Source organism: Halalkalibacterium ligniniphilum, assembly GCF_000334155.1.
Taxonomy (GTDB): domain Bacteria; phylum Bacillota; class Bacilli; order Bacillales; family Bacillaceae_D; genus Halalkalibacterium; species Halalkalibacterium ligniniphilum.
The window spans coordinates 13,645-37,493 of sequence record NZ_ANNK01000111.1 but is presented as its reverse complement, the minus strand read 5'-3'; the positions used below and the strand labels follow the sequence as shown (position 1 = coordinate 37,493).

Below are 23,849 nucleotides of genomic sequence, written 5' to 3'. Positions count from 1 at the left end.
ATGTCACCTTTCTTTTGGCAAGGACAAAGTCACGGGTGTGAATATAAAGGAAAGCGATACGTCTGTCCCGCTTGAATTTCTTCGGGCTCTAATTGATTATTAAGACGTTTAAAATCATAGGAAATTTCTTGGATCGTGGCAGGAATTGGACCATCATGTAAATGTTCAACAATGGAAAGAACTGTAAAGCCTGGCTCAACCACGACCTCCTGATAAACAATACCAAGCTCACTATTTTCTGTAGAAGGACCCACTGCGGCGGCCGCTCGAAGTTGCTCATAACTGGGTAAAGTTCCAATGGTAAGGTCATAATAAGCACTATATACTACGATGACAAAAAGGACGAGGAAGCCGAGTTGTTTCATCAGAGCTTGTCCTCCTTACATGCTGGATTATTAATCTCTAAAAGTATATGCGGTTGAGAAAAAGATATGACAAAAAATAACACTTTAATTTCAAATCAATGTTGCCTAGATAAAAAAGCACATTACGTGAAAAGGATGTGAATAAGAATGAAGAGACATACGGATGCCCGTGTTCTCATGGTTGCTCTCGGTTTGGCCCCTTTTATTATGGTGCTTGGTAATTCAATGTTTATTCCCATTCTGCCGGACATGCAAAGAGAGCTTTTGTTAACGACAGTTGAAACAGGCTTCATTCTATCGGCTTTTTCGATTCCAGCTGCCTTATTCATTCCTCTAAGCGGTGCACTGTCTGAACGTTTTGGAAGAAAAAAGATAGGAATGATAGCTCTCCTTCTTATCCTAGTAGGAAGTTTTTTTGCTACAATTGCTGCAATAAGTCTGCCTTTACAATGGCAGTTTCCAATGATTATTGTTGGTCGAATTCTTCAAGGCATTGGGGCAGGGGGGATCACGCCAGTTGCGATGATTCTCGCCTCTGAATTGTTCATAGGGCAAAAGCGCAACGAAGCTCTTGGTATGTTAGAGGTTTTTAACGGGCTTGGTAAAGTGATCAGTCCAATAATTGGAGGAATTCTTGCGATGGCTTCATGGCATTTTGGTTTTGTGATCTATTTTGCTGTAACGTTATTTTCTTTGGCTGGTATTTTGTTTTTTGTCAAGGAACAGAAAAGAGAGAAGGCAGCTTTTGATTGGCGGAGCTATGTACTTGATGGGGTTATAACATTTAGATATAACTGGACATGGTTACTTCCAATCTATATGATGGGAGGCGTAGGCATGTTTTTACTGTTCGGTTTTTTATTTTATTTGTCCTATACAATTGAATCAGTCTTTCCGTTCTCAACGGTTTTAAAAGGTGGGATGATTGCACTTCCTCTTGCTGCCTTAATGGTTGCTTCTTTTTGGACAAGCAGGACAGTAAAACCAGCCATTTCATCCTTTCAAAAAAGGATGCTATTTGGGGGATTTGGCATGTTTTTTTCTGCGGCGCTGCTTCCCGCAACGAATGATATCGTAGCGTTTTTTTGCTTATTGATGGTTTTAGCTGTCGGTTTAGGTGTATTTTTACCAGCAGCAAGTGGTGCCCTTGCCGCTTCATCACGATCAAATGAACGTAGTATTGTTATGTCTATTTATGCAATGGTGCGGTTTTTGGGGGTGGCGCTCGGGCCTGTCGCTTTCGGTGTGTGGATGGAAGATAAATTACAATCAATGTTTTTCGCTTTTTTTACAGTAGGTGTCTCTACGGTTGTGATGATGATTCTGTGGGCGCGCATCCCTTTTTTTAAATGTGAGGAAGCGAAAATGCTGTAAATCGTTTGCCATCAGGAAAAAAGTCCCTTTTCTTTTTTTGAGAAAATATGTTTCTTATTAAGTAAAACATTCGTTCAACAAGCGAAATGAATCACGTAATGATGAAAGAAGGAGAGGTTAAGAAGATGAGAGCACGGATAAAGAAGAGTGTAATGCTTCTTTTTGTACTTACGTTATTATTGCCAGCATTGGTGTTAGCTGATGCAGCGCCGGGAGATGTTATTGTCACATTAGGTGAAGATCTTTCAGAACAACAAAAACAACAAATCTTAAATGAAATGGATGTTCCAGAAAATGTGGAAGTCATTTATGTCACCAATGAAGAAGAACATCAATATTTAGGTAACTATATTTCAAGGAGTCAAATAGGTTCTAATGCCCTTTCCTCTTCGAAAATCACGTTAACAGAACCAGGTAGTGGGATAAATGTAGAAACGAATCATATTACGTGGGTATCTGAAGGTATGTATGCAAATGCCATGATCACGGCAGGCGTGGAGGATGCAGATGTTTATGTAACGGCTCCTTTTAACGTTTCAGGTACAGCAGGATTGACAGGAATTATTAAAGCATATGAAATCGCAGCTAATATTGAGATTCCAGAAGAGCAGAAGCAGGTGGCGAACGAAGAATTGGTTCGTACAGGTGAACTAGCTGATAAAATCGGTGTTGAGCAGGCAACTGAGCTGATGAACGAGATCAAAGAAGAGATTGCCAACAACCCGGTTGAAACGGAGGAGGACCTTCGAGATTTAATTCGCCGTGTGGCAGAACGGCTCGGAATCACCTTAACAGATGAAGAACTAAATGGACTTGTCTCTCTTTTTATGCGAATGCAGAATTTAAATATTGACTGGAATCAAGTGCAAGATCAAATATCACAAGTAAGAGATAATCTGGATGAGTTTTTAAATCGTGAAGATACTCAGTCTTTTATCCAGAGCTTTTTAGACCTCATTAATCAGATTATTGATTCCATTCGGGGACTTTTCAATTAAAGTGGGGTATTCTGCCGAAGATCCGTCTCTGATTAGAGACCGAGCAAGACCATATAGTGTATACTTTTTATGAGGTTTCTGGCGCAGCCCAAGCTTTTTAAATAAAACAGATGCAAAGTCAAAACTAGCGCTCATCCTCCCTGTCATAAAGAGGGGAGGAAAAACAACGGATTGTTTTTCCTGAACGAACTTTATTAAGGGTGAAAGAGGAAGGAGCTTGGGAAGTAAGAAAAGCTAAGGGCTCCGCCGAAGATCCGTCTCTGATTAGAGATCGAGCAAGACCATATAGTGTATACTTTTTATGAGGTTTCTGGCGCAGCCCAAGCTTTTCTAATGAAACCTTTTATTTTGTGATTCGTATGGTATATGGAAGGGGGTCATGGTGATGGAATGGTTAAATGTTGCGAGTATCGGCTTTGTTGTTATTTTATTAGGAACGCTCTTTTTATTCGGAGAATTACTTGTACGAGCAAAAGGATTGTTTGGATTACTTGGTGTAGCCATTATGAGCATGTATTTTTCATTTCATCTTGCTGGAGATAGCAATTTAGGTTTCTGGGTTGTTATCCTGTATGTTGTAGGATTATTGCTAATTATTATTGATGGTAAAGTGATCACGGATGGAACCATTGCATTGCTTGGTGTCGTTCTTATGATCGTGGGGCTAGCTATTCCTGCTCCAAGTGTCATCTATGGAGTGCTTGCGGCAATGGGCTTCTTACTTGGTGGATTTGGTGCAAGCTTGTTTTTAAAAGTGTTTCCTTCACGAAACATGTGGTCAAAAATGACGTTAAAAGATCGGCTTACAGGTGATTTAGGCTATAATTCGATAAATGAAAGCTACCATTCCTTAAAGGGAAAAAGAGGTCGCACCTTGACTCCGTTCCGTCCGACAGGAAATATTGAAATTGATGGCAACCAGTACAGTGCTACAAGCGGGAGTCAATGGTTAGAAGCGAACGAGGAAATTGAGGTTGTTTCCGTGGATGGTACACGAATTCTCATTAAAAAAGTTTCAGATGATAAGGAAAACCAAGCATAATCAGGCAAAGGGACACAAGATTTGACTACTTGTGTCCCTTTGTTTGTGTTTTTGGTTTTGGAATACTGCGAATGGCAAGAAAAAGCATTAAAATTGAACCAAGAATAAGAAAAAAGAAGGGCACAGAAATAAAAAATGGATCAATAATGGCAAACGATATAGCAGGTAATGTTATCGAAAATGCAGCCATTGCCCATAATTGACCGTAAGACAAACGGGTAGCCCTTTTTTTCAACATCAAACCAATCATAGCCAAAAGGCTAATTCCTAGATATGAGGCCCCTGCTAATCCGATATACATGATTAGTATCGCTAAACCTGCTAAAAGAGGGAAAATCCCCATAAACTGTTCGATAACCTCAAGGAGCGTATCGTTTGATATTTCTTGAGAGAGGACAAGTCCATAGGAGATCGTTTGTGATTCCCCGTGATTGAATATTACAGCCTCTCGTTCGAGGAGTGCAACACCGCTTCCGTAGCTAGCAAGGTCGTCATTTTGGATCGTGCCTGTACCATCAAGGATAAAGACGCCATCGATGATTTGGTCATTGATATAAGGAGCCGTTTCAATGGGTACTGAAAGCTGCCCGTTTTCGATCTGAAAGGTAGGGATGTCTGCAATCAGAGCAGATTGTAATTGTGAGACCCCTGCATGTAGCGTGGAGACAAAAGCAATCCCAGAAGGTAGGGTTGCTATCAAAATTGTGAGCAATACATGGGTAATTGCTTTCGTTATACGTTGCAAACGTCCGTAGGCAATGATTTTAGGTGAATACAAACTTTTTAAAAACAGCTGAAAGACATTCATTGCTTGTCTCCTTTCAATGTTCCGTTTAACATTTTATCGAAAGGCGAGTACAATAGACAAGGGAAAATAACAAGGATCACCAATTTGTGCGAGTTAACAATTTTTTAATAATGAGCAAGCTGGAAGCAAGAATGATTGTGAAGGATTTGTAAACTTAAGTTAATAAAATACTCTTATTACAGTAAACAAAGAAGAAATTATAAAATGAATTGTGTCATTTTTAAAAATTTCTTTAAAATCTTAATAAATTCTTTACAAAAGATCAATATTCACTCAATAATGAACAAGTACGCTTGTAAGAGTTTGTCGAAATGGGGAAGGATAAACAATTTTTATGTAAAGGGATGAGAGAATTTTGGATTTACAATCGCTTTTGTTTACATTTTTAGGCGGTCTTGGGATTTTTCTTTTTGGTATTAAGTTCATGGGGGATGGACTTCAAAAAGCTGCAGGAGACCGTTTGAGAGATTTGTTGGATAAGTTTACAACAAATCCGGTGATGGGAGTTATCGCTGGGATCGTTGTAACGGTGTTAATTCAATCAAGCTCTGGAACAACCGTCCTAACAATTGGGCTTGTAAATGCTGGTTTTATGACGTTAAAACAAGCGATTGGTGTCATTATGGGCGCGAATATCGGTACAACGACGACCGCTTTTATTATTGGATTTAATATAACGGCATATGCGCTGCCAACCATTGCATTAGGTGCGTTTTTGATTTTCTTCTTTAAACAAAAGAAAGTGAATAACCTTGGTCAAGTTATATTTGGATTTGGAGCTCTATTTTATGGCTTGTCTCTTATGGGAGATGGTCTTAGGCCATTACGTGACCTTGAAGTATTTAGAGAACTGACGATTACGCTTAGTGATAATCCGCTTCTTGGAGTTTTAATAGGAACGATTTTTACCGTCGCAGTTCAAAGCTCAACAGCCTCGATTGCACTACTCCAGCAATTATATGACCAAGGAGCTATTGACCTTTGGGCAGCATTACCTGTTTTACTCGGTGATAATATTGGAACAACGGTTACGGCAGTATTGGCTGCAATTGGTGCTTCAATCACAGCAAAGCGTGCGGCACTTACCCACGTTGTTTTTAATATTATCGGGGCCATCATAGTTCTTATTGTATTGGTGCCATTTACAAACCTGATTGCATTTTTGGAGGCAGAGTTATCATTAAACCGACCGATGACGATTGCGTTTGCTCATGGGATTTATAACGTTTCGAATACGTTGATCCAACTGCCATTTATTGCGGCATTAGCATGGATTGTCACAAAGCTTGTACCAGGGGATGACGTGATTGTTGAATATAAAACAAAGCATCTTGACCCTCGATTTGTCGGCAGTTCACCAGCAATTGCCTTAGGACAAGCGAAGCAAGAGGTACTTCGTATGGCTGATTTCTCTGAAAAAGCACTGCTCGAAGTGAGTAATTATTTGGAAAACAGCAATAAAAAGCATGCTGATATGGCGATTCAATATGAAGAAGCCATTAATAACCTAGATCGAAAAATTACCGATTACTTAATCCAAATTTCATCACGTTCTTTGTCAGAGCAAGATTCAAAAATGCACTCAATGCTTATGGATACGGTCCGCGATATTGAACGAATCGGTGATCACATTGAAAATGTCGTTGAACTGAAAGATTATCAAAATGCTAACAAGGTGAAGCTTTCAGATACAGCTCTTGCTGATTTGCGTGAAATGTTCGAGCTTACGATTTCTACACTAAAAGAAGCGATCATGTCTCTAGAAAAGGGTGACCATGAAGCTGCTCAATCTGTTCTAGAAAAAGAAGAACAGATTGACCAAATGGAACGCAAATTACGGAAACAGCATATTCTTCGGGTTAACGAAGGAAAATGCTCTGGTGCAGCTGGAATTGTCTTTGTAGACATTGTCAGTAACTTAGAACGAATTGGCGACCATTCTGTGAACATTGCAGAAGCTGTTATTGGTGAAGATCGTTAATGGAGAAGGGGCTGGGACAAAAGAGTTTTTATTGATAAGAAATCCGAACGTCATGATCGTTGCTGCATAGCAATCGCTTCGGACATATACTTCGCTTTCCGCGGGCGGCTGGTGAGCCTCCTCGTGCTTTTTGCACTGTGGGGTCTCACCTTGCCTTTGATCCCGCAGGAGTCTACGTCTATTTCCTCCGCTAAGGTTGTGCATTGTTCGCATTTTCAATCATACACGTTCGTTATGTCCCAGCCACCTTTTTTAATAAAAAAGGTGGAATAGGTATTCTTATCACTACTTGTCTCAATGGAAAGGGTATGGTATATTCTTCTTGATTCAGACATCCAATAAGGAATAAAATGTTTTGAAAAAGCGTTGACGATCCGTGCTAATAATGATACTATAATTCTTGTCTTTAATGTTCCACAGTAGCTCAGTGGTAGAGCAATCGGCTGTTAACCGATCGGTCGTAGGTTCGAGTCCTACCTGTGGAGCCATTTTTATGGCGGCGTAGCTCAGCTGGCTAGAGCGTACGGTTCATACCCGTGAGGTCGTGGGTTCGATCCCCTCCGCCGCTATCCTTTCTACATACTAAAATTTTTTTGGCGGTTGTGGCGAAGTGGTTAACGCACCGGATTGTGGTTCCGGCATTCGTGGGTTCGATTCCCATCAGCCGCCCCTTTTAGGACCCTTAGCTCAGTTGGTCAGAGCAGTCGGCTCATAACCGATCGGTCGTAGGTTCGAGTCCTACAGGGTCCACCAAGTTTTTCTTATCACATCTGGAGGAGTACCCAAGTCCGGCTGAAGGGATCGGTCTTGAAAACCGACAGGCGGGTTAAACCGCGCGGGGGTTCGAATCCCTCCTCCTCCGCCATCTACATATGTTAAAATGCGTGCCTCTATCGAACAGTCGATAGGGGTCTTTTTTGTTTATTTGTCACGATAGGTAGGCACATAGAATAAAATAAGTAATGAGAAGAAAAGGAGAGGATGCTCTTGTTAATACGCGAAGCCGTGCATGGAGACTATGAGGCTGTTCATCGTTTGCACCAGCAAGTTCACCGTGCCCATGTAGAAGCAAGGCCTGATCTGTTTGTGTTTGAATTACCCACCCTTGATCGCTCGTTATTTTGGTCATTGATTAGCGATCATTTAACCAAAGTTTTGTTGCTTGTTAACGAAAAGCAAAAAATTGTCGCTTATGCCATTGTCCGATTTATTGATATTCCAAAAATGTATGGCTTTATTTCAAGACGTACCCTGTATGTGACAGATTTATGTGTCGATGAAAAAATAAGAGGAGCAGGTTATGGGAAATTATTTTTTGAGAAAATCAGTGATTTTGCGAAACGACATCACGTAGATGCTTTAGAATTGGATGTATATGCATGGAATGTGAAAGCGCAAGGTTTTTATTATCAAATGGGGATGAGTTCTCAAAAAATGACAATGGAGTATAAAATAACGCCAATTCAATGAATAAGCCTGACAATCCTGTTGAGTGTTTAGATCAAAGAAAGGTTATGAAGCGAAGCTCCGTATGCTCCTGTTTTAGAATAAAAAAGGGAATTTTGCTGAAAAGAATAAGCTTTCATTCAACGATTGACAACGAAAAACAATATAAAAATAATAAAGATAGGCGTGTTTATCTTTTAGATCTAAGGGTAACGTAATAAATATGAATTTGGGGAATCGTTTATGAGCGTTTTCATTGAAAGTAATTAAAAAATTTGCTAAGGTTATAAATGACAACTTAGTAAACATTTCTGTTGTTTAAATTGTTTTACTCTTTTGGGGAGCTGATCCTCAAATGTTAATTTGATAGTTCATTCATTATAAGGAGGAGTTTTAAAATGGCATACGAATTACCACAATTACCTTACGCAGCAAACGCACTTGAACCTCACATTGATGAGCAGACAATGAACATTCACCACGGGAAGCATCACAACACATATGTGACAAAGCTTAACGCGGCATTAGAAGGTCATGATGATCTTGCAGGAAAAAGCATTGAAGAGTTAGTAAGCAACCTTGACGCTGTGCCTGAAAACATTCGCGGTGCAGTACGTAACAACGGTGGTGGACATGCTAACCACACTCTTTTCTGGCAAATTCTTAGCCCGAATGGTGGCGGGGCACCAACTGGTGAGCTAGCTGATGCAATCAATGATGCTTTCGGTAGCTTTGACGCATTTAAAGAACAATTTGCTGATGCAGCAGCAAATCGTTTCGGTTCTGGTTGGGCTTGGCTGATTGTTGACGGTGGAAAGCTTGCAATCACAAGCACACCAAACCAAGATACTCCATTAATGGAAGGAAAAACGCCAATTCTTGGGTTGGATGTTTGGGAACATGCATACTATCTAAATTATCAAAACCGTCGTCCTGATTACATCAATGCGTTCTGGAACGTTGTAAATTGGGATGAAGTTACAAAGCGTTATAACGAAGCGAAATAGTTAGGTACATAGAAGGCAGTCATTCATTGGTTGTCTTCTTTTTATTGGAGATGTAGCACAGAGTGCCCCTTTTTTATGAGAAATTCAACGAACCGATTCCATGTGCATAAGCGCAAAGAAGCTACGCACACTAGAGGTGTGAAGGTGGTGGAGTCGGTGTGAATCAAATCGTAAAAAAGGTTATCGGAAACATTGACATCTCAAGGGATCTCACCTTGCTGCTCGTCATCGGAGGACTCTATGCCCTGAGCATTGCTCTATCAAACACATTTGTGAACGTTTTTTTATGGAAGCAATCCGGGGAGTTTACAGATCTCGCTCTCTACAATTTAGCTTCAGTCGTCATGCAACCAATCACATTTATATTAGCAGGGCGTTGGGCAAAAAAAATGGACCGTGTCATCGTTCTCCGATTAGGAGTCATTTTTTTGTCTGCTTTTTTCTTTACGGTTCTCTTTTTAGGAGAAAAAGCAAATGGATATTTACTATTATTAGGTGCCTTAATTGGGGTAGGGTTTGGCTTTTATTGGCTTGCGTTCAATGTTCTTACGTTTGAAATAACAGAACCTGAGACACGTGATTTTTTCAATGGTTTCCTAGGTCTTATCTCTTCTTTTGCGGGAATGATCGGTCCGATTTTATCAGGGTTTCTCATTACGCGTATGGAAAAGCTAACAGGCTATTCTGTGATTTTCTCCATCTCCTTAGGATTATTTATTCTTGCGGTCGGGATCAGTTTTATGATTAAACGTCGGTCTGCTGAAGGTAGCGTTTATTTTCGAGAAATATTGGCAGAACGGCGCACCAATAAAAACTGGCGGTATGTTCTTTATGCGCATTTTTTTCAAGGGTTACGAGAAGGAACATTCGTCTTTGTTATTGTCGTATGGGTGTATCTTACAACAAACAACGAATTGGCAATTGGAACGTACGGGCTAGTATCATCAGCGGTTTCTTTTATTGCTTACTATTTAGCGACACGTCTTATAAAACCAGCGTATCGAAAAAAAGCGATTCTGATCGGTGGGATTACCCTCTATTTAGCGATATTTCTCATCATTTTTGAGCTTTCTTTTCCGCGGCTTATCCTTTATGGAATGATTATTTCGTTGGCTTACCCAACCTTGCTTGTCCCATATGTTTCATTAACTTACGATGTGATTGGAAAAGCATGGAGAGCGAAAGAAATGAGGATCGAATACATTGTCGTTCGTGAATTATTTCTTAATAGTGGTAGAATTGTTTCAATCTGTGCATTTTTAGTGACTATTTCTTTTTTACCTGAGAAAAAGGGGATTCCTCTACTATTTCTTATTCTGGGGGCAGGGCATACTGTCATTTATTTCTTTGTACGAAAGATTCAATTTTCAAAAGATCGGATAAGGGAACGGGGCACCGAAAACACCAGTGTAAAAAATTAACTGAAAGATAAAATGTGTGTCCCTCTTTCGATCTTAAAACCATTGTGCTATAATTTCTCTACAAGATAAAAATTGAAAAGAGGCCTGCCGTGTTTGTGAGCTTTTATTATGTTTCGAACCTTGCACATTAAAAGGGAGCCTTACATCGACATCCTGCCAACATGCCATATTGATGGACGTTGAAAGGACGTCTGCGGGCACCCACCTACGAGAGTAGGTTCATGAAACATTTTAAGCAACGGCATACGCGGGTTTACTATTTACGTAAGGCACCAATGATTGATGTGGTGCCTATTGTTATGTTGAGAGGAAAGGACGAAGCATATGGGGAAATCGCAAAGAAAGAAAAAACACCATGTTCCAGTCCGTTTGAATATCTTGTTTTTTGCTGTCTTCATTTTGTTTTCCGCCCTTATTTTAAGGCTGGGCTATGTTCAAATTGTTCAAGGTGAAGAAAACTTACAAAAGCTAGAACGAACGAGTAATGCCACGGCGAGAATTGATGCACCTAGAGGGCTGATGTATGATCGTTATGGAAACATTGTCGTTGATAATGAGCTAGAGCTGTCTCTTACATATACAAGTCAGTCTCAAAGTCGAAATACGACAGAAATGCTTGAAGTGGCAAATAAACTTGTCGACTTGATCGATGTAGATACGGATTCAATTACAGAGCGAGATAAAAAAGACTATTGGCTTTTAAATGCTACACAAGAGGAAAAATTTGAGCTTGTTTCCCGTGAAGAAAGAAGTGAGCTTGATGGTCCACAAGAAGAATATGAGCTAGAGCTTGAGCGAATCACAGAAGAGCACCTGGCTGAGCTCACAGAGAGGGATTTGCAGGTGCTTGCCATCTTTCGTGAGATGAACCGAGGCTACGCTATGACGCCACAGCGAATCAAACGAGGAATTACAAATGAAGAAGCTCATGCTGTAAGTGAAATTCTTGATCAGCTACCAGGAATCGACATTTTGCGTGATTCCCGTCGCCAATATGTGTATGGTGATTCATTACGTAGCTTATTCGGCAATAGCGGATCGATACCAAGAGAGAAACTGAATTATTATTTATCAAGGGGCTATGACCGTTCTGATACAGTGGGTACAAGCTTTTTAGAGCTTCAGTATGAAGATGTCCTTAGAGGACAAAAAGCCGTTGTAGAAAGTGTCAGTACGTCAGCTGGGGGTCGTACCGTTGACCGTACGATTAATGAGCAACAAGGCTCACGTGGGAATGACCTCGTCCTTTCAGTTGACATGGAGATGCAACAAAAGCTTGAAGAAATTGTAAGAAGAGAAGTTGAAGCCTCACCAAATGCCTTTATTAACGATCGCTCCGCTTATGCGGTGATGATGGACCCACGAACAGGTGACATTATCGCCATGGCTGGTTATTTAAATGGGAATGCAAATGATCAAATTGGCAATGTTACAAAAGCCTTTGAAATGGGATCTTCGGTTAAGGGAGCCTCGGTGTTGACAGGCTTTGAAACAGGGGTTGCTTCCCCTGGTACTGTATTCCTTGATCAACCGATTCGTTTGGGAGCAGAAGTGAAACAGTCGTATGGTGGGTCAATGGGCCGTATTAATGATTTAACTGCGTTGGAACGTTCTTCAAACGTCTACATGTTTGAAATTGCTATGCGTATGGCCGGCTATAATTATGCAACAGGATGTTGCTGGAACCGAGAGTCAATTGATCGTGCCTATGATCAAGCCCGCTATTATTTTAGTCAGTTTGGTCTCGGAGTTGAGACGGGAATTGACTTGCCATCTGAATACACAGGTGTAAATGGTGGATATCAAGCTGGAGGGAATCTTCTCGACTTATTTATTGGTCAGTTTGATACGTATACCCCTCTTCAATTAGCGCAATATATTTCAACGATAGCAAATGACGGGTATCGAATGAAGCCGCGCCTTGTTACTGAAATTCGCGAGCCGAGTGCGGATAAGGAAAAACCGGGTGCCGTAATTCAAAAAATTGAACCACAAGTTTTAAACCGAGTCGATATGAGCCAGGAAGAGATATCAAGAGTGCAACAAGGGTTTCGTCAAGTGGCAATAGGTTCTCGTGGTACGGCTGCTAGCTTTTTCTCTAATAAATCCTATCAACCGGCAGTAAAAACGGGAACAGCGCAAATTCGTGTCGCAGTAGGGGAAGGAGCTAACCGCCGTCTGCAAAATGGTAATAACCAAGCCCTTGTCGGTTATGCTCCATATGATAACCCTGAGGTCGCCTTTGCGATTATTGTGCCCTATGCGAAAATTAATCAAGGAAGAGATGCTGCCATTGCTCGACGAATTGGAGAAGGGCTCCTTGACACATATTTTGAACTAAAAGAATCAAGACAAGGCCCTGTGCCAGCGGAACAACCAACGCTCGAAGAATTTGATGAAGAATAAAAAAGCGAGTGTACCTACATGGGTACCTCGCTTTTTTCGATGAGAAAGGAAAGTATTTCAAATCTTTCTTGCTCCTAGGGCCATCGGCTTGAGATTGATTCAACTCCTCCACCGAAGACCAAAAACGTTTTCTAGTAAATCTGAACAAGGCGCTTGCGCTTTTTTGGCAGCAGAAAAGGTCGGGGGTTCTTGCAGAATGAACGACTAGGGTCTTCTCTCTCATCACGATTATGTACTTGCTTCCATTCCGTAGAGTAGCCGTCAAAGCTGTATCTATGTAATAGCATCAGCAATTTCTTCTAAACTCATCTCACTCGTCAGGTCATAGGTGCCAACGCGGAGAGAATGGATAAGATCATGGCTTGATAGGTAGGCAAGAAACTCGCTTTCATCCTTAATAACATTTCCTCGAGCGAGTCGATTGGCAACCTGCTGGCTTGACATACCTGGTTCAATTGAAAGCGTCATGGCGTAAATAATTGTTGATTGGTGCTCTGATTGAGACGGTGAGGATTCGTCAATAAGAGTCTCTTGCTGCGCTGCAAGCTCATCTTCCGTAAGAACAAGATATCCTTTTTCCTCAAGGGTAAGGACCATTTCATCTGTTGAAACGGTATGAGATGGAGCTGTGGTTTGGGCATTGCTTTCTTCAAAAAAATAATAAGCAGTTGCGCAGAGGATTGTACCTAAAAATAATCCGCCCGCTACACCTCGTAGTCCACTTCGGCTCATTATACTCTCTCCTTTGTTCCAAGGTCGTTCAAAGAGTCATTCATATGACCGAGTAGCTGCTCAACCTCTGGTTTATTTAAACCTGTGGATTTGGCAATTTCATCAATAGAATAGCCTGCTTCATAAAGCTGAAACACCTCTTCTGTTAATGCAGCTGTGGAAGAAGAGCGTGACCTTGATGTTGGGTTCTGCTCGATTAGAAGTTCTTCTTCGAGAATGCGAATTTTCTTTTTTAATTGATAGATTTCTTGCATTAAGGTTATTGAAAAATTCTCCATCTGTCTCTCTAATTCAGCCGTTTTGTCTTTCCGAAAAAAAGAAAGGATAAAAAGGACGATAGAGAGGATGAGTAAACCTATAATCATCCATTCCATTAACAACGCCTCCGTATAACAACACATTGTATCGATTTATTATTTTTCTATTATACACAGGAAAATTCTCTAGAAACAAGGGAGGAATCGACCAAACCAGCTACTACCTTGAACAAAGAGCGAAAAACAGTGTATATTTTCTGACATTAAATTCAGAAAACAAAAAATAATTAGTTATAATAGTTGTATATCGTTATCTCTTTTTGTCCTCTCCATAAAAAAACGCCTTCAGTATGCTTTATCACGGTCTGTTTCTTTGGCTCTTATCAATAAAAACCGACAGGTTTAGCAAACACCTTCGACAATCGTTCGTTTTTTTAGGTCAAAAGACGTCGTACAATGACTAATTTGTATAAGTAAACAAAATAAAAAAATTTTTTTCAATGTTAATCACAGGTCTCTTCTACGTGTGACATAAATAGACAATTTACCCTTCTTGTTCCTTTTGCTGGCTCTATGTATGATAAATGGAAATGGCCATTCTCCTCACAAAATTGATTTCATAACTAGAATAAAGGTCAATTTCTCTAGGAGGTTGTATAGGTGATAAATGAAATCATTGCCTTACGAAATGAAGGTTATTCTTTTCGTAAAATTGCTGAGGAATTAGGTACGACCGTTGGAAAGGTGCAATATCGCTATCAAAAGCATCAGGACAAGAAAGCTGATTCTGTGAAAAAGAAAGAGGTTTGGATGTTGCCGAATCGTTATGAACAGACGCAAGTTACCCTATTATCACAAAGTCCATTAAGTATTTATGCGTTTTGGGATCTCAGTGAAGCAAGCAAGCATTTAATCGAGCACCAAGTTCGCCAGAGTTGGGAAATTCTAAAAAAACAACTGCGTCTTTATGACATCACCGCTTTGGAATTTAACGGACATTACGCCAACTACTATGCAGATGTGCCTTTACCTGAAATGACAAACAATTGGTTTTTTCGAGAGCTAAAGCCGAATCGAACGTACTGTGTCGATATAGGTGTCATTTCACAAACGGGTGCTTTTCTGAGCATGGCAAGGTCCAATGCCATTGACACCCCGCGATTCAAAGATAGCAACAGAGGCTTACATGAAGGCGTGGTCTATGAATGGAAATTAGGGCTTCAACAAGAGCCAGCTTGGCTGGAACACTTTAGTACGTATTCGTTTTATGAAAAATCAAAGTGAGGAGGTTTGTTATGAAAGAAGGCTATTATTCCCTCGTTCTCCATACCCACTTACCTTATGTGCGCCACGAAGAAGAAGGGCGCCTTGAAGAGCGCTGGCTATTTGAAGCAATAACAGAATCTTACATTCCTCTCCTTTGGGTATTAGAAACCACACCAGTAGCTGAAGCTATCACCATATCATTCTCTCCACCAGTCATGGAAATGCTGAGTGATCCTCTCATTCAAAAGCGTTACCTTCACTACCTTGAAACAACGGAGCAACTAATTGAAAAAGAAAAGAAAAGTGCTAGCGATAAGAAAACAGAAGCCCTCGTGCAATTTTATGATGAACGCTACAAAAAAATAAAGCAAACCTTCCTTTCATGGGATAAACAGCTTTTGTTCGCCTTCCGAACTCAAATGGAGCAAAAACGATGCGCACTCATAACATCGGCAGCGACCCATGCGTTTCTCCCCTATTTAAAAACAACTGGTGCTTTACGAGCGCAAATTAAACACGGCATCGATTGCTTTGAAAGGCATTTTGGAAAAAGACCTCTAGGTTTTTGGTTACCAGAATGTTCCTTTTCACCAGGCGTTGACCGAATTTTATTCGAGGAAGGTATTCGCTACACCTTTGTTGACGAACATGCCTTAATTGGTGCAGATCCAAAACCGAAAAAAGGAGCCGGCGCCCCTGTTTATAGCCCTCATGGAGTTATTCTCTTCCCACGGCATAGTGAATTGTCAGGTAAAGTGTGGAGCTCAACACTTGGATATCCTGGTGATGTGGATTATCGGGAGTTTTATCGTGACATTGCCTATGAGCGTGATTGGGAATACATTCAGCCGTTTGTCCATGAAAAAGGGATACGGATCGATACAGGCTTAAAATACCACCGTATAACTGGAAAGACTGACGAGAAGGCTGAATATGTTCGAGAATGGGCCGAAGGTAAAATCCACTCACATGCAAGCGATTTTATTCACGGGATACGAGCGCAAATTGAACAGCATGGGGGGCAAAGCTACCCACCTTATCATATGGTCACTCCTTTTGATACTGAATTATTCGGTCATTGGTGGTTTGAGGGACCAGAATGGATTGGCGCGCTTTTTGAACAAGGCCAAGATCAAATTGCATTTGTTACTCCCGAAAACTATATACGTAGGCACTATCAAGATTTTGAAACGGTTCATGTTTCGTTTTCTACATGGGGTCGCGAAGGCTATGGTGATGTTTGGTTGAATGAAACAAATGCTTGGCTATATCGACACTATCATCGGATGGAACAAGAACTTGCCACCTTGTCTGCTCTATACACGAATCCGACTTCACTAGAGAAACGCGCAATGCAGCAAATGGTTCGAGAATGGATGCTTGCGGTAAGTAGTGACTGGGCTTTTATTTTAGATGGTCAGAGTGCGGTGCAATACGCAAATGAACGGATTCACACACATCTCGCTCGATTTGATGAAATAAAAAAACGATTGCTTACGAAAAAGCTGACAGAATCATGGCTGACAACAACTGAAAAGGCATTCCCGTTCCTTAAACAGATTGATGAGACGATTTTTATGAGTCCCCATGATCGGTATGTCCAGAAGAAAGAGCATCATTCTTCAAAAGCGAAAAAACGCTCGATCCTTATGCTTAGCTGGGAATATCCGCCAATGATGGTCGGTGGGCTGTCTCGTCACGTCTTTGATTTATCACGAATGCTTGTTCTTGAAGGGCATGAAGTCCATGTCGTTACCACTTCAGTAGATGGTTATCCTGATTATGAAGTTAATCAAGGTGTCTATGTCCATCGTGTTAAAGGGCTGCAGCCAAAAGCAGATGCGTTCTTTGATTGGGTTGGAAGTTTAAATGCAGCCATGTTTGATTATGTTAAAAAATTCACAAGAAAACATCATTTTGACTTCATTCATGCCCATGATTGGCTCGTTTCCGTCGCTGCAAAAGCGCTTAAAAAAAGGCTGGAAATTCCACTGTTAGCAACCATTCATGCAACTGAGCATGGTCGTAACAATGGTATTCACTCTCCATTACAATACGAAATTAACCAAAAGGAGTGGGAGCTGACCTATGAAGCGAATCGGGTGATTGTTTGTAGTGACTACATGAAGCAAGAAATTCAGTCGATTTTTTCCTTGCCTGAGGAAAAGCTTGTGGTGATTCCAAATGGGGTGGACCCGACGCTTCTTCAATCGGAGCTAGATAAAGAAGAATACCATTTGGAGCGATTTACTGTATTTTCAGTTGGACGAATTGTGAAAGAAAAAGGCTTTCAAACTGTGATTGATACAGCAGATAAAGTGAGAGAAAAGCACCTTCCTATTCAATTTGTGATCGCTGGAAAAGGGCCACTGTTAGAAAGTTATCAACAGCAAGTAAGAGAAAGACAGCTAGAGGAGTATGTGACGTTTTTAGGATTTATTAATGACGAACAACGGAACTGGTGGCTTCACGCTTGTGATGCAACAGTCTTCCCAAGCTTGTACGAGCCTTTTGGTATTGTCGCCCTTGAGTCGATGGCCGTTGGAAAAGCAACGATCGTTTCTGATACTGGAGGGCTTGGTGACATTGTTAACCATGGTGAAAACGGGTTAAAGATTTATCCTGGCGATGTAAGAAGTCTTTTGGAGCAGGTAATTTCATTATACAAAGACCCTGAGTTGAAACGCAGAGTTGCTGAGAATGGAAGAAACGATGTAGAAACAAACTTTAATTGGCGGACCATAGCAAAACGAACAGAAGAAGAAATGGAACGTTGTTTAAAAAAAGAGATGATAAAAATTTAGACTGGGGAGGCGGAGTGGATGAAAGGTGTAATTATGGCAGGAGGAAAAGGAACCAGATTACGACCGTTAACGTGTCAATTACCAAAACCGATGGTGCCTTTATTAAATAAACCGGTTATGGCATATAGCATTGAGCTGTTAAAGAAGCATGGGGTAACAGATATTGCCGTTACCGTTCAGTATTTATCAGAAGCGATCCGTGATTATTTTGGAGACGGCAGTCAATTCGGAGTAAATTTGGTTTATTTTGAAGAAACGACACCTCTTGGAACGGCTGGAAGCGTAAAGCAGGCAGAAGCCTTTTTAGATGAACCATTTATCGTTGTTAGTGGGGATGCCTTGACAGACTTTGATCTGCAAACGGGAATAGAGTTTCATCAAGAGAAAAAAGGTCTAGTCAGCTTTTTTATGAAAACCGTTGAATGTCCATATGAGTTCGGCGTAATTATGACAGATGAAGAGGATAAAATTACACGCTTTATTGAAAAGCCAAGCCCTGATCAAGTATTTAGTCATACGGTTAATACAGGTATTTACATTATGAATCCTGAAATTTTTTCATTGATCGAAAAGGATACGGTCACAGACTTCAGTAAAGATGTGTTTCCATTCATTCTTGAGTCAAGCCAAGAAATGTATGGCTTTGAGTCAGATGGCTATTGGTCTGATATTGGCTCATTAGCTCAGTATCGTCAAGCGCAATTTGATTTACTCTCAGGAAATGTGCAAGCAAAAATCAATGGAATCCAACGAGAGAGTGGTGTATGGGTTGCTGAAAATGCAATCATTGAAGAGGGTGCTAATATAGAAGGGCCTGTCATCATCGGGGAAAACTCAGTCATTCAGTCAGGAGCGCACGTTGCTGCTTGCTCGGTCATAGGTGCAAATGTGACGATATCAAATCGAGCATCCTTGAAACGGAGCATCGTATGGGATGGCTCGTACATAGGTAATGATACAGAGCTTCGTGGAGCCACGATCTGCGACCTTTCTGTTGTAGGAGAAGGGGTTAAAGTTTTTGAGGATGTGGTCATCGGCTACCATACGCAAATTGGGAATGGTGCAAGCATTCAGCCAAAAGCGAAAATTTGGCCATTCAAAGAAATTGAAGCAGAAACGAGCGTCCATGCATCGGTTGTTTGGAATGAACAAGGGGCTCAGCCTCAGCCTCAGCTTACAGGCTACCGTGCCATCGGAATTGCAAACGTAGGAATGACGCCAGAGCATGTTACGAAATTAGGGGCAGCCTTTGGAAGCTTGATTGACCAAGGTGAAAGCATCCTAGTTGCTTCTGATAGCCATCCCTTTTCAAAGCTTATTAAATTGACCTTCAGTCAAAGCTTGCGCGCAGCAGGGCTAAATATTATCGATCTTGATGAATCAATCGCACCGGTTCTGCGCTATAGTCTCGAACAAGGGAATGAAAGGGGAGGTGCCTACGTTCGATTGGTCAATCGGCATGGGGAAAAACGAATTGTGATCGAATTTTTTGATGAAGAGGGTATGCCTATTTCAAAACGTTTTCAAAAAAGCCTAGAGCAAGCATTTACGCATCAATCGTATCGGCGCATACCGTTTGAATATGCTGGTCGCTACGAACAAGGGCATGATCGCTTATTGACGTATGAAGATGACCTTATAAGACCTTTTTATACAAAACGAACCAGAAAAAGAATTCATGTTGTGTTGCAATGTCGACAAGATGCTTATTTAGCAAGCATTCCCCAGCTACTAGAGAAGCTTGATTGTGAGGTTGAGCATGTTCCATTAAGTGAAGGCCATACGGCTGTAGCAAAAAACATACGAGAAAAGCGGGCAGATCTAGGAATTGTGGTCGGTGAAAGTGGCGAATTTCTTTTATTTTTAAACGAGAAAGGTGAATCGTTGTTAGAGGAAGAACAGCTCTCTCTTTATGTTCATTTACAAATGATGCTAGAGAAAAGAGATAAAATGGCGATTCCTCTGTATGCGTCACAGGCGTTCGAGTCAATGGGTCATCAATCCTCGATGGAATTTACACGTTCAAAAAGCTCTGCACGTGAAATGATGAGGGTTGAAGGTACAGTACAAACCTTTTTCTATGACGGTCCGTTTGCCCTTGTCCATTTGATTCAAGCATTAAAACAATTGGATATGCCTTTATCCGAATGGGTCACATCTCTTAATGCCAAGTTTGTGTTAGAAAGAGATGCTTCTCCTAAAGCGGATAAACAACAGGAGGCTGTTCTGACAGTGGTTAACGAAGCAGAACGTAATAAGATTGATTTTTTTGTAGCTCTTAAGGTTAATTAATAAAGGGGCAAGTTAATAGTGCTAGCCCAGAATTTTCCGAAAAAGAGGAAAAGAGCGCTAATTTACTGTAAAGAAAAAACACTTGATTCCTCTATGTACTTTTGCTATTATTTTATGAGTATGAGATAGCAGAGGTTTGGAGGGATAAAGATGCGTGTTAAAATTACACTTGCTTGCACAGAGACTGGTGACCGTAATTACATTACGACTAAAAATAAACGTACCAACCCTGAGCGTATTGAACTTAAAAAGTACAGCCCGCGCTTAAAGCGCTACACGGTACATCGCGAGACAAAATAAGCAGCTGGAATTTCCACTGCTTATTTTTTTATATCTTTTTACCATTTTAAGGGACCAACCATTGAGAACAATCTTTGTGGGAGAGTGGAAAGATGGAAGAGAAAATAAAACTCCGTCAGGAAATGAAAAAAAAGATGGCAGCGCTTTCGAAAGAAGAATTACACAGGCGTTCAATGAGCGTGTCGAATGAACTATTTGCCTTACCTGAATGGCAAGCCTCCAAAACAGTAGCTGTTACAATTTCAAGGAAAACAGAGCTTTCAACAGATGCGATCATTCAAAAAGGATGGGCTGAGGGAAAAGATATTGTCGTTCCAAAAGTAAACCCGTTGGATCATTCCATGGCGTTTTATTCTGTTACTTCTTATACTCAGCTAGAGCCAACCTTTTATGATCTGATGGAACCAATCACTTCTTTATGTGACCCAGTTGCAAAAAAATTGATTGACTTAATCATTGTACCTGGTCTTGCCTTTGATCAATCGGGCAGAAGGCTTGGCTATGGGGGGGGATATTATGATCGCTATTTGCAAAACTATCATGGTACAGCTGTCGCTCTTGCTTTTTCCTTTCAATTGGTTCCTTCTGTACCTACAGAGGAACATGATTGCATAGTAGACTACGTTTTGACTGAAGCGAGCTTGGACGAGTGATGCTGCTATATGTCGGCGTACTTGTCATAGCGCTTGTTGCCTATCGATTGAAAAAGCTAACCAAGTTCGGAGCAGTTGCCGCCTTTTTTGTTGGCTCGATCATTGCTTTTGGTCTCGGCTTTTTTGGCCTGCTTCTTCTTGGTCTATTTTTTGGCAGCTCAAGCTTTTGGAGTAGCTATCATCAACAGAAAAAGGAAAACGAAATCACAGAAAAAGGAGAACGGCGAGATGGCTGGCAAGTGGTTGCTAATGGTGGTGCTGCTGGAATCATGGCGCTTCTCTACAGTATTTTTCCATCACCTATCTGGTTAAGTGCCTTTATCGCTAGCTTGGCGGCTGCTAATGCTGATACATGGGCATCTGAAATTGGTTCATTAAGCAGACGTAAACCAGTTCATATTACAAAATGGAAAGCTGTGGAGCCTGGTACTTCAGGTGCGGTTTCTCCTTTAGGACTAGCCTCCGCTTTAGCGGGGTCCTTTTTCATTGTTTTCTTCGGTATTTACCTTTGGTGGGGAGGGGTTATTTATAGCTACGGCCTTCTCCTGTTGTTAACGCTAGCTGGCTTTATGGGAAACTTAATGGATACGTTTGTAGGGGCAACCGGTCAGGTTCTTTATCGCTGTAAGCAATGTGGAATGGATACCGAGCGTAAAACACACTGTGGGATGAAGACCCGTAAAACGTTTGGCATCCGTTGGTTAAATAATGATGTGGTAAACGGGATTTGCACATTGACTGGAGCCGTTATAGGTGCGCTTATCGGTCAAATGTTTTTATAATAGAAGAAGAGAAAAACGTTTAATGCATAAGGCGTCTTTTTCTGTGGAAAAGGAGACGGAGCTTACAGGATGTATAAATCAGGAAGCTTGTCGCTCAGACCACCTTCATTGAAATGATGCGCAGTATGCTCGTCATCCCTGTGGGAAGAGCGAGCCGCTCATGCAGGGTATTGTAGCTTGACGCGAATATTACTGAAGGCGTCTTCGTGTTTTTTAAGAAAGGAGAGTCAGCAATGTCAGACAAGCAAGAGGAACGCTATTCCCGTCAAATGCTTTTTGCTCCCATTGGCGTCGAGGGACAAAAACGTTTGCAGGAAAGCCGTGTGCTGATTGTTGGAGTAGGAGCACTTGGAACGGTGCTAGCCAATCATCTCGTTCGAGCAGGGGTGGGGTTTGTCCGTTTTGTCGATCGAGATTACGTGGAGGCGAGCAACCTTCAACGCCAGATGCTCTTTGATGAAAATGATGTGAAGGAGAGCGTACCGAAAGCCATTGCGGCAGAGAGGAAGCTAGGTGCGATTAATTCATCTGTCCGAGTGGAGGGTGTGATTGCAGATGCAACAAGAGAAAATATCGAAGAGCTGATGGACGGAGTCGATCTTGTATTAGACGGAACGGATAACTTTGAAACTCGTTTCTTGTTAAATGATGCTTGTTATCAAAAAGGAATTCCCTTTGTCTATGGTGGTGCTGTTAGCTCAAGGGGAATGTCAGCAATGTTTGTACCTGGGAAAACCCCTTGTCTTCGCTGCTTTATCAATGGGGGACAAGCTTCAGGTCAAACGTGTGACACAGTTGGTGTTGTCAGTCCAATCGTTGATATTGTTGCATCCTATCAAGTCATGGAGGCATTAAAATACCTTGTGGGTGCAGAAGATGCTTTTCGGAACAGTTTATTAACAATTGATGTGTGGCGTCATCACCAGTATGAAATGAAATTTAAAAAGCCAAAAGAACAATGTCCAACCTGCCAACAAAAAGTCTACCCTGCCCTAAAAGAAGAAGCAGGTGATCGTGTAACCTCTCTTTGTGGCCGTGAGACCGTACAAATTCAAAGTGGGTACCCCTTTGATTTGCAGGATTGGGCTGCCCGCTTACGGAAAGTGGCAAAGGATGTGAAGGAAACCCCGTTTTTATTACGTGTCCATTTGCAGGAAGGGGAACGACTTGTCCTTTTTAAAGATGGACGCGTCCTTGTGCAAGGAACGGAAGATATTGCCCGGGCAAAATCTTTGTACAGTAAATACATTGGGATGTAATGTGAGAGAAAGAGCGTTCAGCGTCGACTGAATGCTCTTTTAGATTGTGAAAATAAAATGAATTCATGCTCATTATTCATTTGAATCAGACTGCTTTGGTTGTGTAAAGAAAAAAATAAAAGTAGCAAGTGAAAGTCCAATAAGAAACGTACTTGGCTTTGAAGGTTTAATGGTAGGTAGATTGGTTAACGCCATTTTTCACCCTCCTTCGTAAATACTTCTAACAAATTCTGATCGACGTTAAAATATGTGGATACTATGGAACAAAAATCGTCATAATTTTTCAGTAAAAAAGGCATAATTGGTTCGATTTTCGGGCGTCCAAAAATAGGGCCAGAAATAGCAAGAGAAAAACTTCCCCCAAATGTAATAAAAACCCCGTGTACATTAATTTTATCCTGAATCAATAAAACGGCTAACAAAAGGTCTATGACATCAATTAACGCATTCACTGCGTTGCTCCCGGTTTTGCTTTCAAGTCGCTCGCTTCCAGTGAGAGGACCACTTACAGTGAGAGAAAAACCTCCAGGAGCAATGACGACTCTGCTAATGGTTAATTGTCCTGTGACAAGCAGAACAGCTGTCACAAGATCAATTTCTCGTATGATGGCACGAATCATATGTTGTTCTCTGTTAGTTAGATTGTGTTTTCTCAA

The 23,849-nt window shown here is 41.1% G+C and carries 21 protein-coding genes, 5 tRNA genes and 1 other RNA gene; 21 read left to right on the top strand and 6 right to left on the bottom strand.

All coding sequences use genetic code 11. From position 1 onward, the window contains the following. Positions 1-29: 29 nt before the first annotated feature. A complete protein-coding gene (locus BLT_RS0113710) occupies positions 30-365 on the bottom strand; it encodes a hypothetical protein (protein WP_017728342.1) in 336 nt (111 codons plus the stop codon). Between the two features lie 147 nt (positions 366-512). Here BLT_RS0113710 and BLT_RS0113705 point away from each other — a divergent pair, with 147 nt between their 5' ends. From BLT_RS0113705 to BLT_RS0113695, 3 genes are all read left to right on the top strand, one after another. Then, positions 513-1,739 carry an MFS transporter gene (locus tag BLT_RS0113705; protein ID WP_017728341.1) on the top strand — a complete coding sequence of 409 codons (1,227 nt, stop codon included), beginning with the start codon at positions 513-515 and terminating at the stop codon, positions 1,737-1,739. 125 nt (positions 1,740-1,864) lie between these two features. Beyond that, positions 1,865-2,737, top strand: a complete 873-nt coding sequence (locus BLT_RS0113700; protein ID WP_017728340.1) for a DUF1002 domain-containing protein — start codon at positions 1,865-1,867, stop codon at positions 2,735-2,737. A 385-nt stretch (positions 2,738-3,122) separates the two neighbouring features. Then, positions 3,123-3,779 (top strand): NfeD family protein, encoded by a 657-nt coding sequence (locus BLT_RS0113695; protein ID WP_017728339.1) that lies wholly within the window; start codon positions 3,123-3,125, stop codon positions 3,777-3,779. A gap of 25 nt (positions 3,780-3,804) precedes the next feature. Here BLT_RS0113695 and BLT_RS0113690 read toward each other — a convergent pair whose 3' ends face one another. Next, the gene (locus tag BLT_RS0113690; protein WP_017728338.1) at positions 3,805-4,587 is read right to left on the bottom strand and encodes a DUF1189 domain-containing protein; all 783 of its coding nucleotides are present in this window, start codon (positions 4,585-4,587) and stop codon (positions 3,805-3,807) included. A gap of 355 nt (positions 4,588-4,942) precedes the next feature. Here BLT_RS0113690 and BLT_RS0113685 point away from each other — a divergent pair, with 355 nt between their 5' ends. The 11 genes from BLT_RS0113685 (at position 4,943) to BLT_RS0113635 (ending at position 12,848) form a co-directional block, all read left to right on the top strand. Continuing rightward, positions 4,943-6,568, top strand: a complete 1,626-nt coding sequence (locus BLT_RS0113685; protein ID WP_017728337.1) for a Na/Pi cotransporter family protein — start codon at positions 4,943-4,945, stop codon at positions 6,566-6,568. 413 nt (positions 6,569-6,981) lie between these two features. Beyond that, positions 6,982-7,056, top strand: a tRNA-Asn gene (locus tag BLT_RS0113675). Between the two features lie 7 nt (positions 7,057-7,063). Beyond that, positions 7,064-7,137, top strand: a tRNA-Met gene (locus BLT_RS0113670). Between the two features lie 27 nt (positions 7,138-7,164). Further along, positions 7,165-7,237, top strand: a tRNA-His gene (locus BLT_RS0113665). Positions 7,238-7,244: 7 nt separating this feature from the next. Beyond that, positions 7,245-7,321, top strand: a tRNA-Ile gene (locus tag BLT_RS0113660). Between the two features lie 19 nt (positions 7,322-7,340). Beyond that, a tRNA-Ser gene (locus tag BLT_RS0113655) sits at positions 7,341-7,433 on the top strand. 122 nt (positions 7,434-7,555) lie between these two features. Continuing rightward, positions 7,556-8,038 carry a GNAT family N-acetyltransferase gene (locus BLT_RS21990; RefSeq protein WP_017728336.1) on the top strand — a complete coding sequence of 161 codons (483 nt, stop codon included), beginning with the start codon at positions 7,556-7,558 and terminating at the stop codon, positions 8,036-8,038. Between the two features lie 374 nt (positions 8,039-8,412). Then, on the top strand, positions 8,413-9,021 hold the full coding sequence (locus BLT_RS0113645) for a superoxide dismutase (protein ID WP_017728335.1): 609 nt from the start codon (positions 8,413-8,415) through the stop codon (positions 9,019-9,021). Between the two features lie 158 nt (positions 9,022-9,179). After that, a complete protein-coding gene (locus tag BLT_RS0113640) occupies positions 9,180-10,442 on the top strand; it encodes an MFS transporter (protein ID WP_017728334.1) in 1,263 nt (420 codons plus the stop codon). A 78-nt stretch (positions 10,443-10,520) separates the two neighbouring features. After that, positions 10,521-10,700: non-coding RNA, 6S RNA (ssrS, locus tag BLT_RS23230), on the top strand. Between the two features lie 66 nt (positions 10,701-10,766). Continuing rightward, positions 10,767-12,848, top strand: a complete 2,082-nt coding sequence (locus BLT_RS0113635; protein ID WP_017728333.1) for a peptidoglycan D,D-transpeptidase FtsI family protein — start codon at positions 10,767-10,769, stop codon at positions 12,846-12,848. A 273-nt stretch (positions 12,849-13,121) separates the two neighbouring features. Here the strand turns inward: BLT_RS0113635 and BLT_RS21985 are convergent, their stop codons facing one another. After that, positions 13,122-13,580 (bottom strand): endolytic transglycosylase MltG, encoded by a 459-nt coding sequence (locus BLT_RS21985; RefSeq protein WP_017728332.1) that lies wholly within the window; start codon positions 13,578-13,580, stop codon positions 13,122-13,124. Beyond that, positions 13,580-13,954: a hypothetical protein gene (locus BLT_RS21980; protein ID WP_017728331.1), complete on the bottom strand. Its 375-nt coding sequence runs from the start codon at positions 13,952-13,954 to the stop codon at positions 13,580-13,582. The genes BLT_RS21985 and BLT_RS21980 overlap by 1 nt, the downstream gene beginning before the upstream one ends. 543 nt (positions 13,955-14,497) lie before the next feature. Between BLT_RS21980 and BLT_RS0113620 the strand changes: the two genes are divergently transcribed. The 7 genes from BLT_RS0113620 (at position 14,498) to BLT_RS0113590 (ending at position 23,193) form a co-directional block, all read left to right on the top strand. Continuing rightward, positions 14,498-15,121: a DUF4912 domain-containing protein gene (locus BLT_RS0113620; RefSeq protein ID WP_017728330.1), complete on the top strand. Its 624-nt coding sequence runs from the start codon at positions 14,498-14,500 to the stop codon at positions 15,119-15,121. Positions 15,122-15,132: 11 nt separating this feature from the next. Then, positions 15,133-17,907, top strand: a complete 2,775-nt coding sequence (locus BLT_RS0113615; RefSeq protein ID WP_017728329.1) for a 1,4-alpha-glucan branching protein domain-containing protein — start codon at positions 15,133-15,135, stop codon at positions 17,905-17,907. A gap of 18 nt (positions 17,908-17,925) precedes the next feature. Next, positions 17,926-20,199, top strand: coding sequence for a sugar phosphate nucleotidyltransferase (locus tag BLT_RS21975; protein ID WP_017728328.1), 2,274 nt, complete (start codon positions 17,926-17,928; stop codon positions 20,197-20,199). Positions 20,200-20,349: 150 nt separating this feature from the next. Then, the gene (gene rpmG, locus BLT_RS0113605) at positions 20,350-20,499 is read left to right on the top strand and encodes a 50S ribosomal protein L33 (RefSeq protein WP_017728327.1); all 150 of its coding nucleotides are present in this window, start codon (positions 20,350-20,352) and stop codon (positions 20,497-20,499) included. A gap of 92 nt (positions 20,500-20,591) precedes the next feature. Then, positions 20,592-21,152: a 5-formyltetrahydrofolate cyclo-ligase gene (locus BLT_RS0113600; protein WP_017728326.1), complete on the top strand. Its 561-nt coding sequence runs from the start codon at positions 20,592-20,594 to the stop codon at positions 21,150-21,152. Continuing rightward, positions 21,152-21,934: a DUF92 domain-containing protein gene (locus tag BLT_RS0113595; RefSeq protein WP_017728325.1), complete on the top strand. Its 783-nt coding sequence runs from the start codon at positions 21,152-21,154 to the stop codon at positions 21,932-21,934. Before BLT_RS0113600 ends, BLT_RS0113595 begins: the two co-directional genes overlap by 1 nt. Before the next feature lie 233 nt (positions 21,935-22,167). After that, positions 22,168-23,193 carry a ThiF family adenylyltransferase gene (locus BLT_RS0113590; protein WP_017728324.1) on the top strand — a complete coding sequence of 342 codons (1,026 nt, stop codon included), beginning with the start codon at positions 22,168-22,170 and terminating at the stop codon, positions 23,191-23,193. Positions 23,194-23,265: 72 nt separating this feature from the next. Here the strand turns inward: BLT_RS0113590 and BLT_RS24715 are convergent, their stop codons facing one another. Together BLT_RS24715 and BLT_RS0113580 are read right to left on the bottom strand one after the other, a co-directional pair. Next, entirely contained in the window at positions 23,266-23,388 is a 123-nt protein-coding gene (locus tag BLT_RS24715; protein ID WP_017728323.1) for a hypothetical protein, read from the bottom strand. Beyond that, on the bottom strand, positions 23,379-23,849 hold the full coding sequence (locus tag BLT_RS0113580; RefSeq protein WP_152414356.1) for a hypothetical protein: 471 nt from the start codon (positions 23,847-23,849) through the stop codon (positions 23,379-23,381). The genes BLT_RS24715 and BLT_RS0113580 overlap by 10 nt, the downstream gene beginning before the upstream one ends.

What these genes read in the sequence shown, in the direction of transcription:
- BLT_RS0113710 (WP_017728342.1), bottom strand. Translation starts at nt 365, where the DNA reads ATGAAACAACTCGGCTTCCTCGTCCTTTTTGTCATCGTAGTATATAGT.
- BLT_RS0113705 (WP_017728341.1), top strand. Translation starts at nt 513, where the DNA reads ATGAAGAGACATACGGATGCCCGTGTTCTCATGGTTGCTCTCGGTTTG.
- BLT_RS0113700 (WP_017728340.1), top strand. Translation starts at nt 1,865, where the DNA reads ATGAGAGCACGGATAAAGAAGAGTGTAATGCTTCTTTTTGTACTTACG.
- BLT_RS0113695 (WP_017728339.1), top strand. Translation starts at nt 3,123, where the DNA reads ATGGAATGGTTAAATGTTGCGAGTATCGGCTTTGTTGTTATTTTATTA.
- BLT_RS0113690 (WP_017728338.1), bottom strand. Translation starts at nt 4,587, where the DNA reads ATGAATGTCTTTCAGCTGTTTTTAAAAAGTTTGTATTCACCTAAAATC.
- BLT_RS0113645 (WP_017728335.1), top strand. Translation starts at nt 8,413, where the DNA reads ATGGCATACGAATTACCACAATTACCTTACGCAGCAAACGCACTTGAA.
- BLT_RS0113635 (WP_017728333.1), top strand. Translation starts at nt 10,767, where the DNA reads ATGGGGAAATCGCAAAGAAAGAAAAAACACCATGTTCCAGTCCGTTTG.
- BLT_RS21985 (WP_017728332.1), bottom strand. Translation starts at nt 13,580, where the DNA reads ATGAGCCGAAGTGGACTACGAGGTGTAGCGGGCGGATTATTTTTAGGT.
- BLT_RS21980 (WP_017728331.1), bottom strand. Translation starts at nt 13,954, where the DNA reads ATGGAATGGATGATTATAGGTTTACTCATCCTCTCTATCGTCCTTTTT.
- BLT_RS0113615 (WP_017728329.1), top strand. Translation starts at nt 15,133, where the DNA reads ATGAAAGAAGGCTATTATTCCCTCGTTCTCCATACCCACTTACCTTAT.
- BLT_RS21975 (WP_017728328.1), top strand. Translation starts at nt 17,926, where the DNA reads ATGAAAGGTGTAATTATGGCAGGAGGAAAAGGAACCAGATTACGACCG.
- rpmG (WP_017728327.1), top strand. Translation starts at nt 20,350, where the DNA reads ATGCGTGTTAAAATTACACTTGCTTGCACAGAGACTGGTGACCGTAAT.
- BLT_RS0113600 (WP_017728326.1), top strand. Translation starts at nt 20,592, where the DNA reads ATGGAAGAGAAAATAAAACTCCGTCAGGAAATGAAAAAAAAGATGGCA.
- BLT_RS0113595 (WP_017728325.1), top strand. Translation starts at nt 21,152, where the DNA reads ATGCTGCTATATGTCGGCGTACTTGTCATAGCGCTTGTTGCCTATCGA.
- BLT_RS0113590 (WP_017728324.1), top strand. Translation starts at nt 22,168, where the DNA reads ATGTCAGACAAGCAAGAGGAACGCTATTCCCGTCAAATGCTTTTTGCT.
- BLT_RS24715 (WP_017728323.1), bottom strand. Translation starts at nt 23,388, where the DNA reads ATGGCGTTAACCAATCTACCTACCATTAAACCTTCAAAGCCAAGTACG.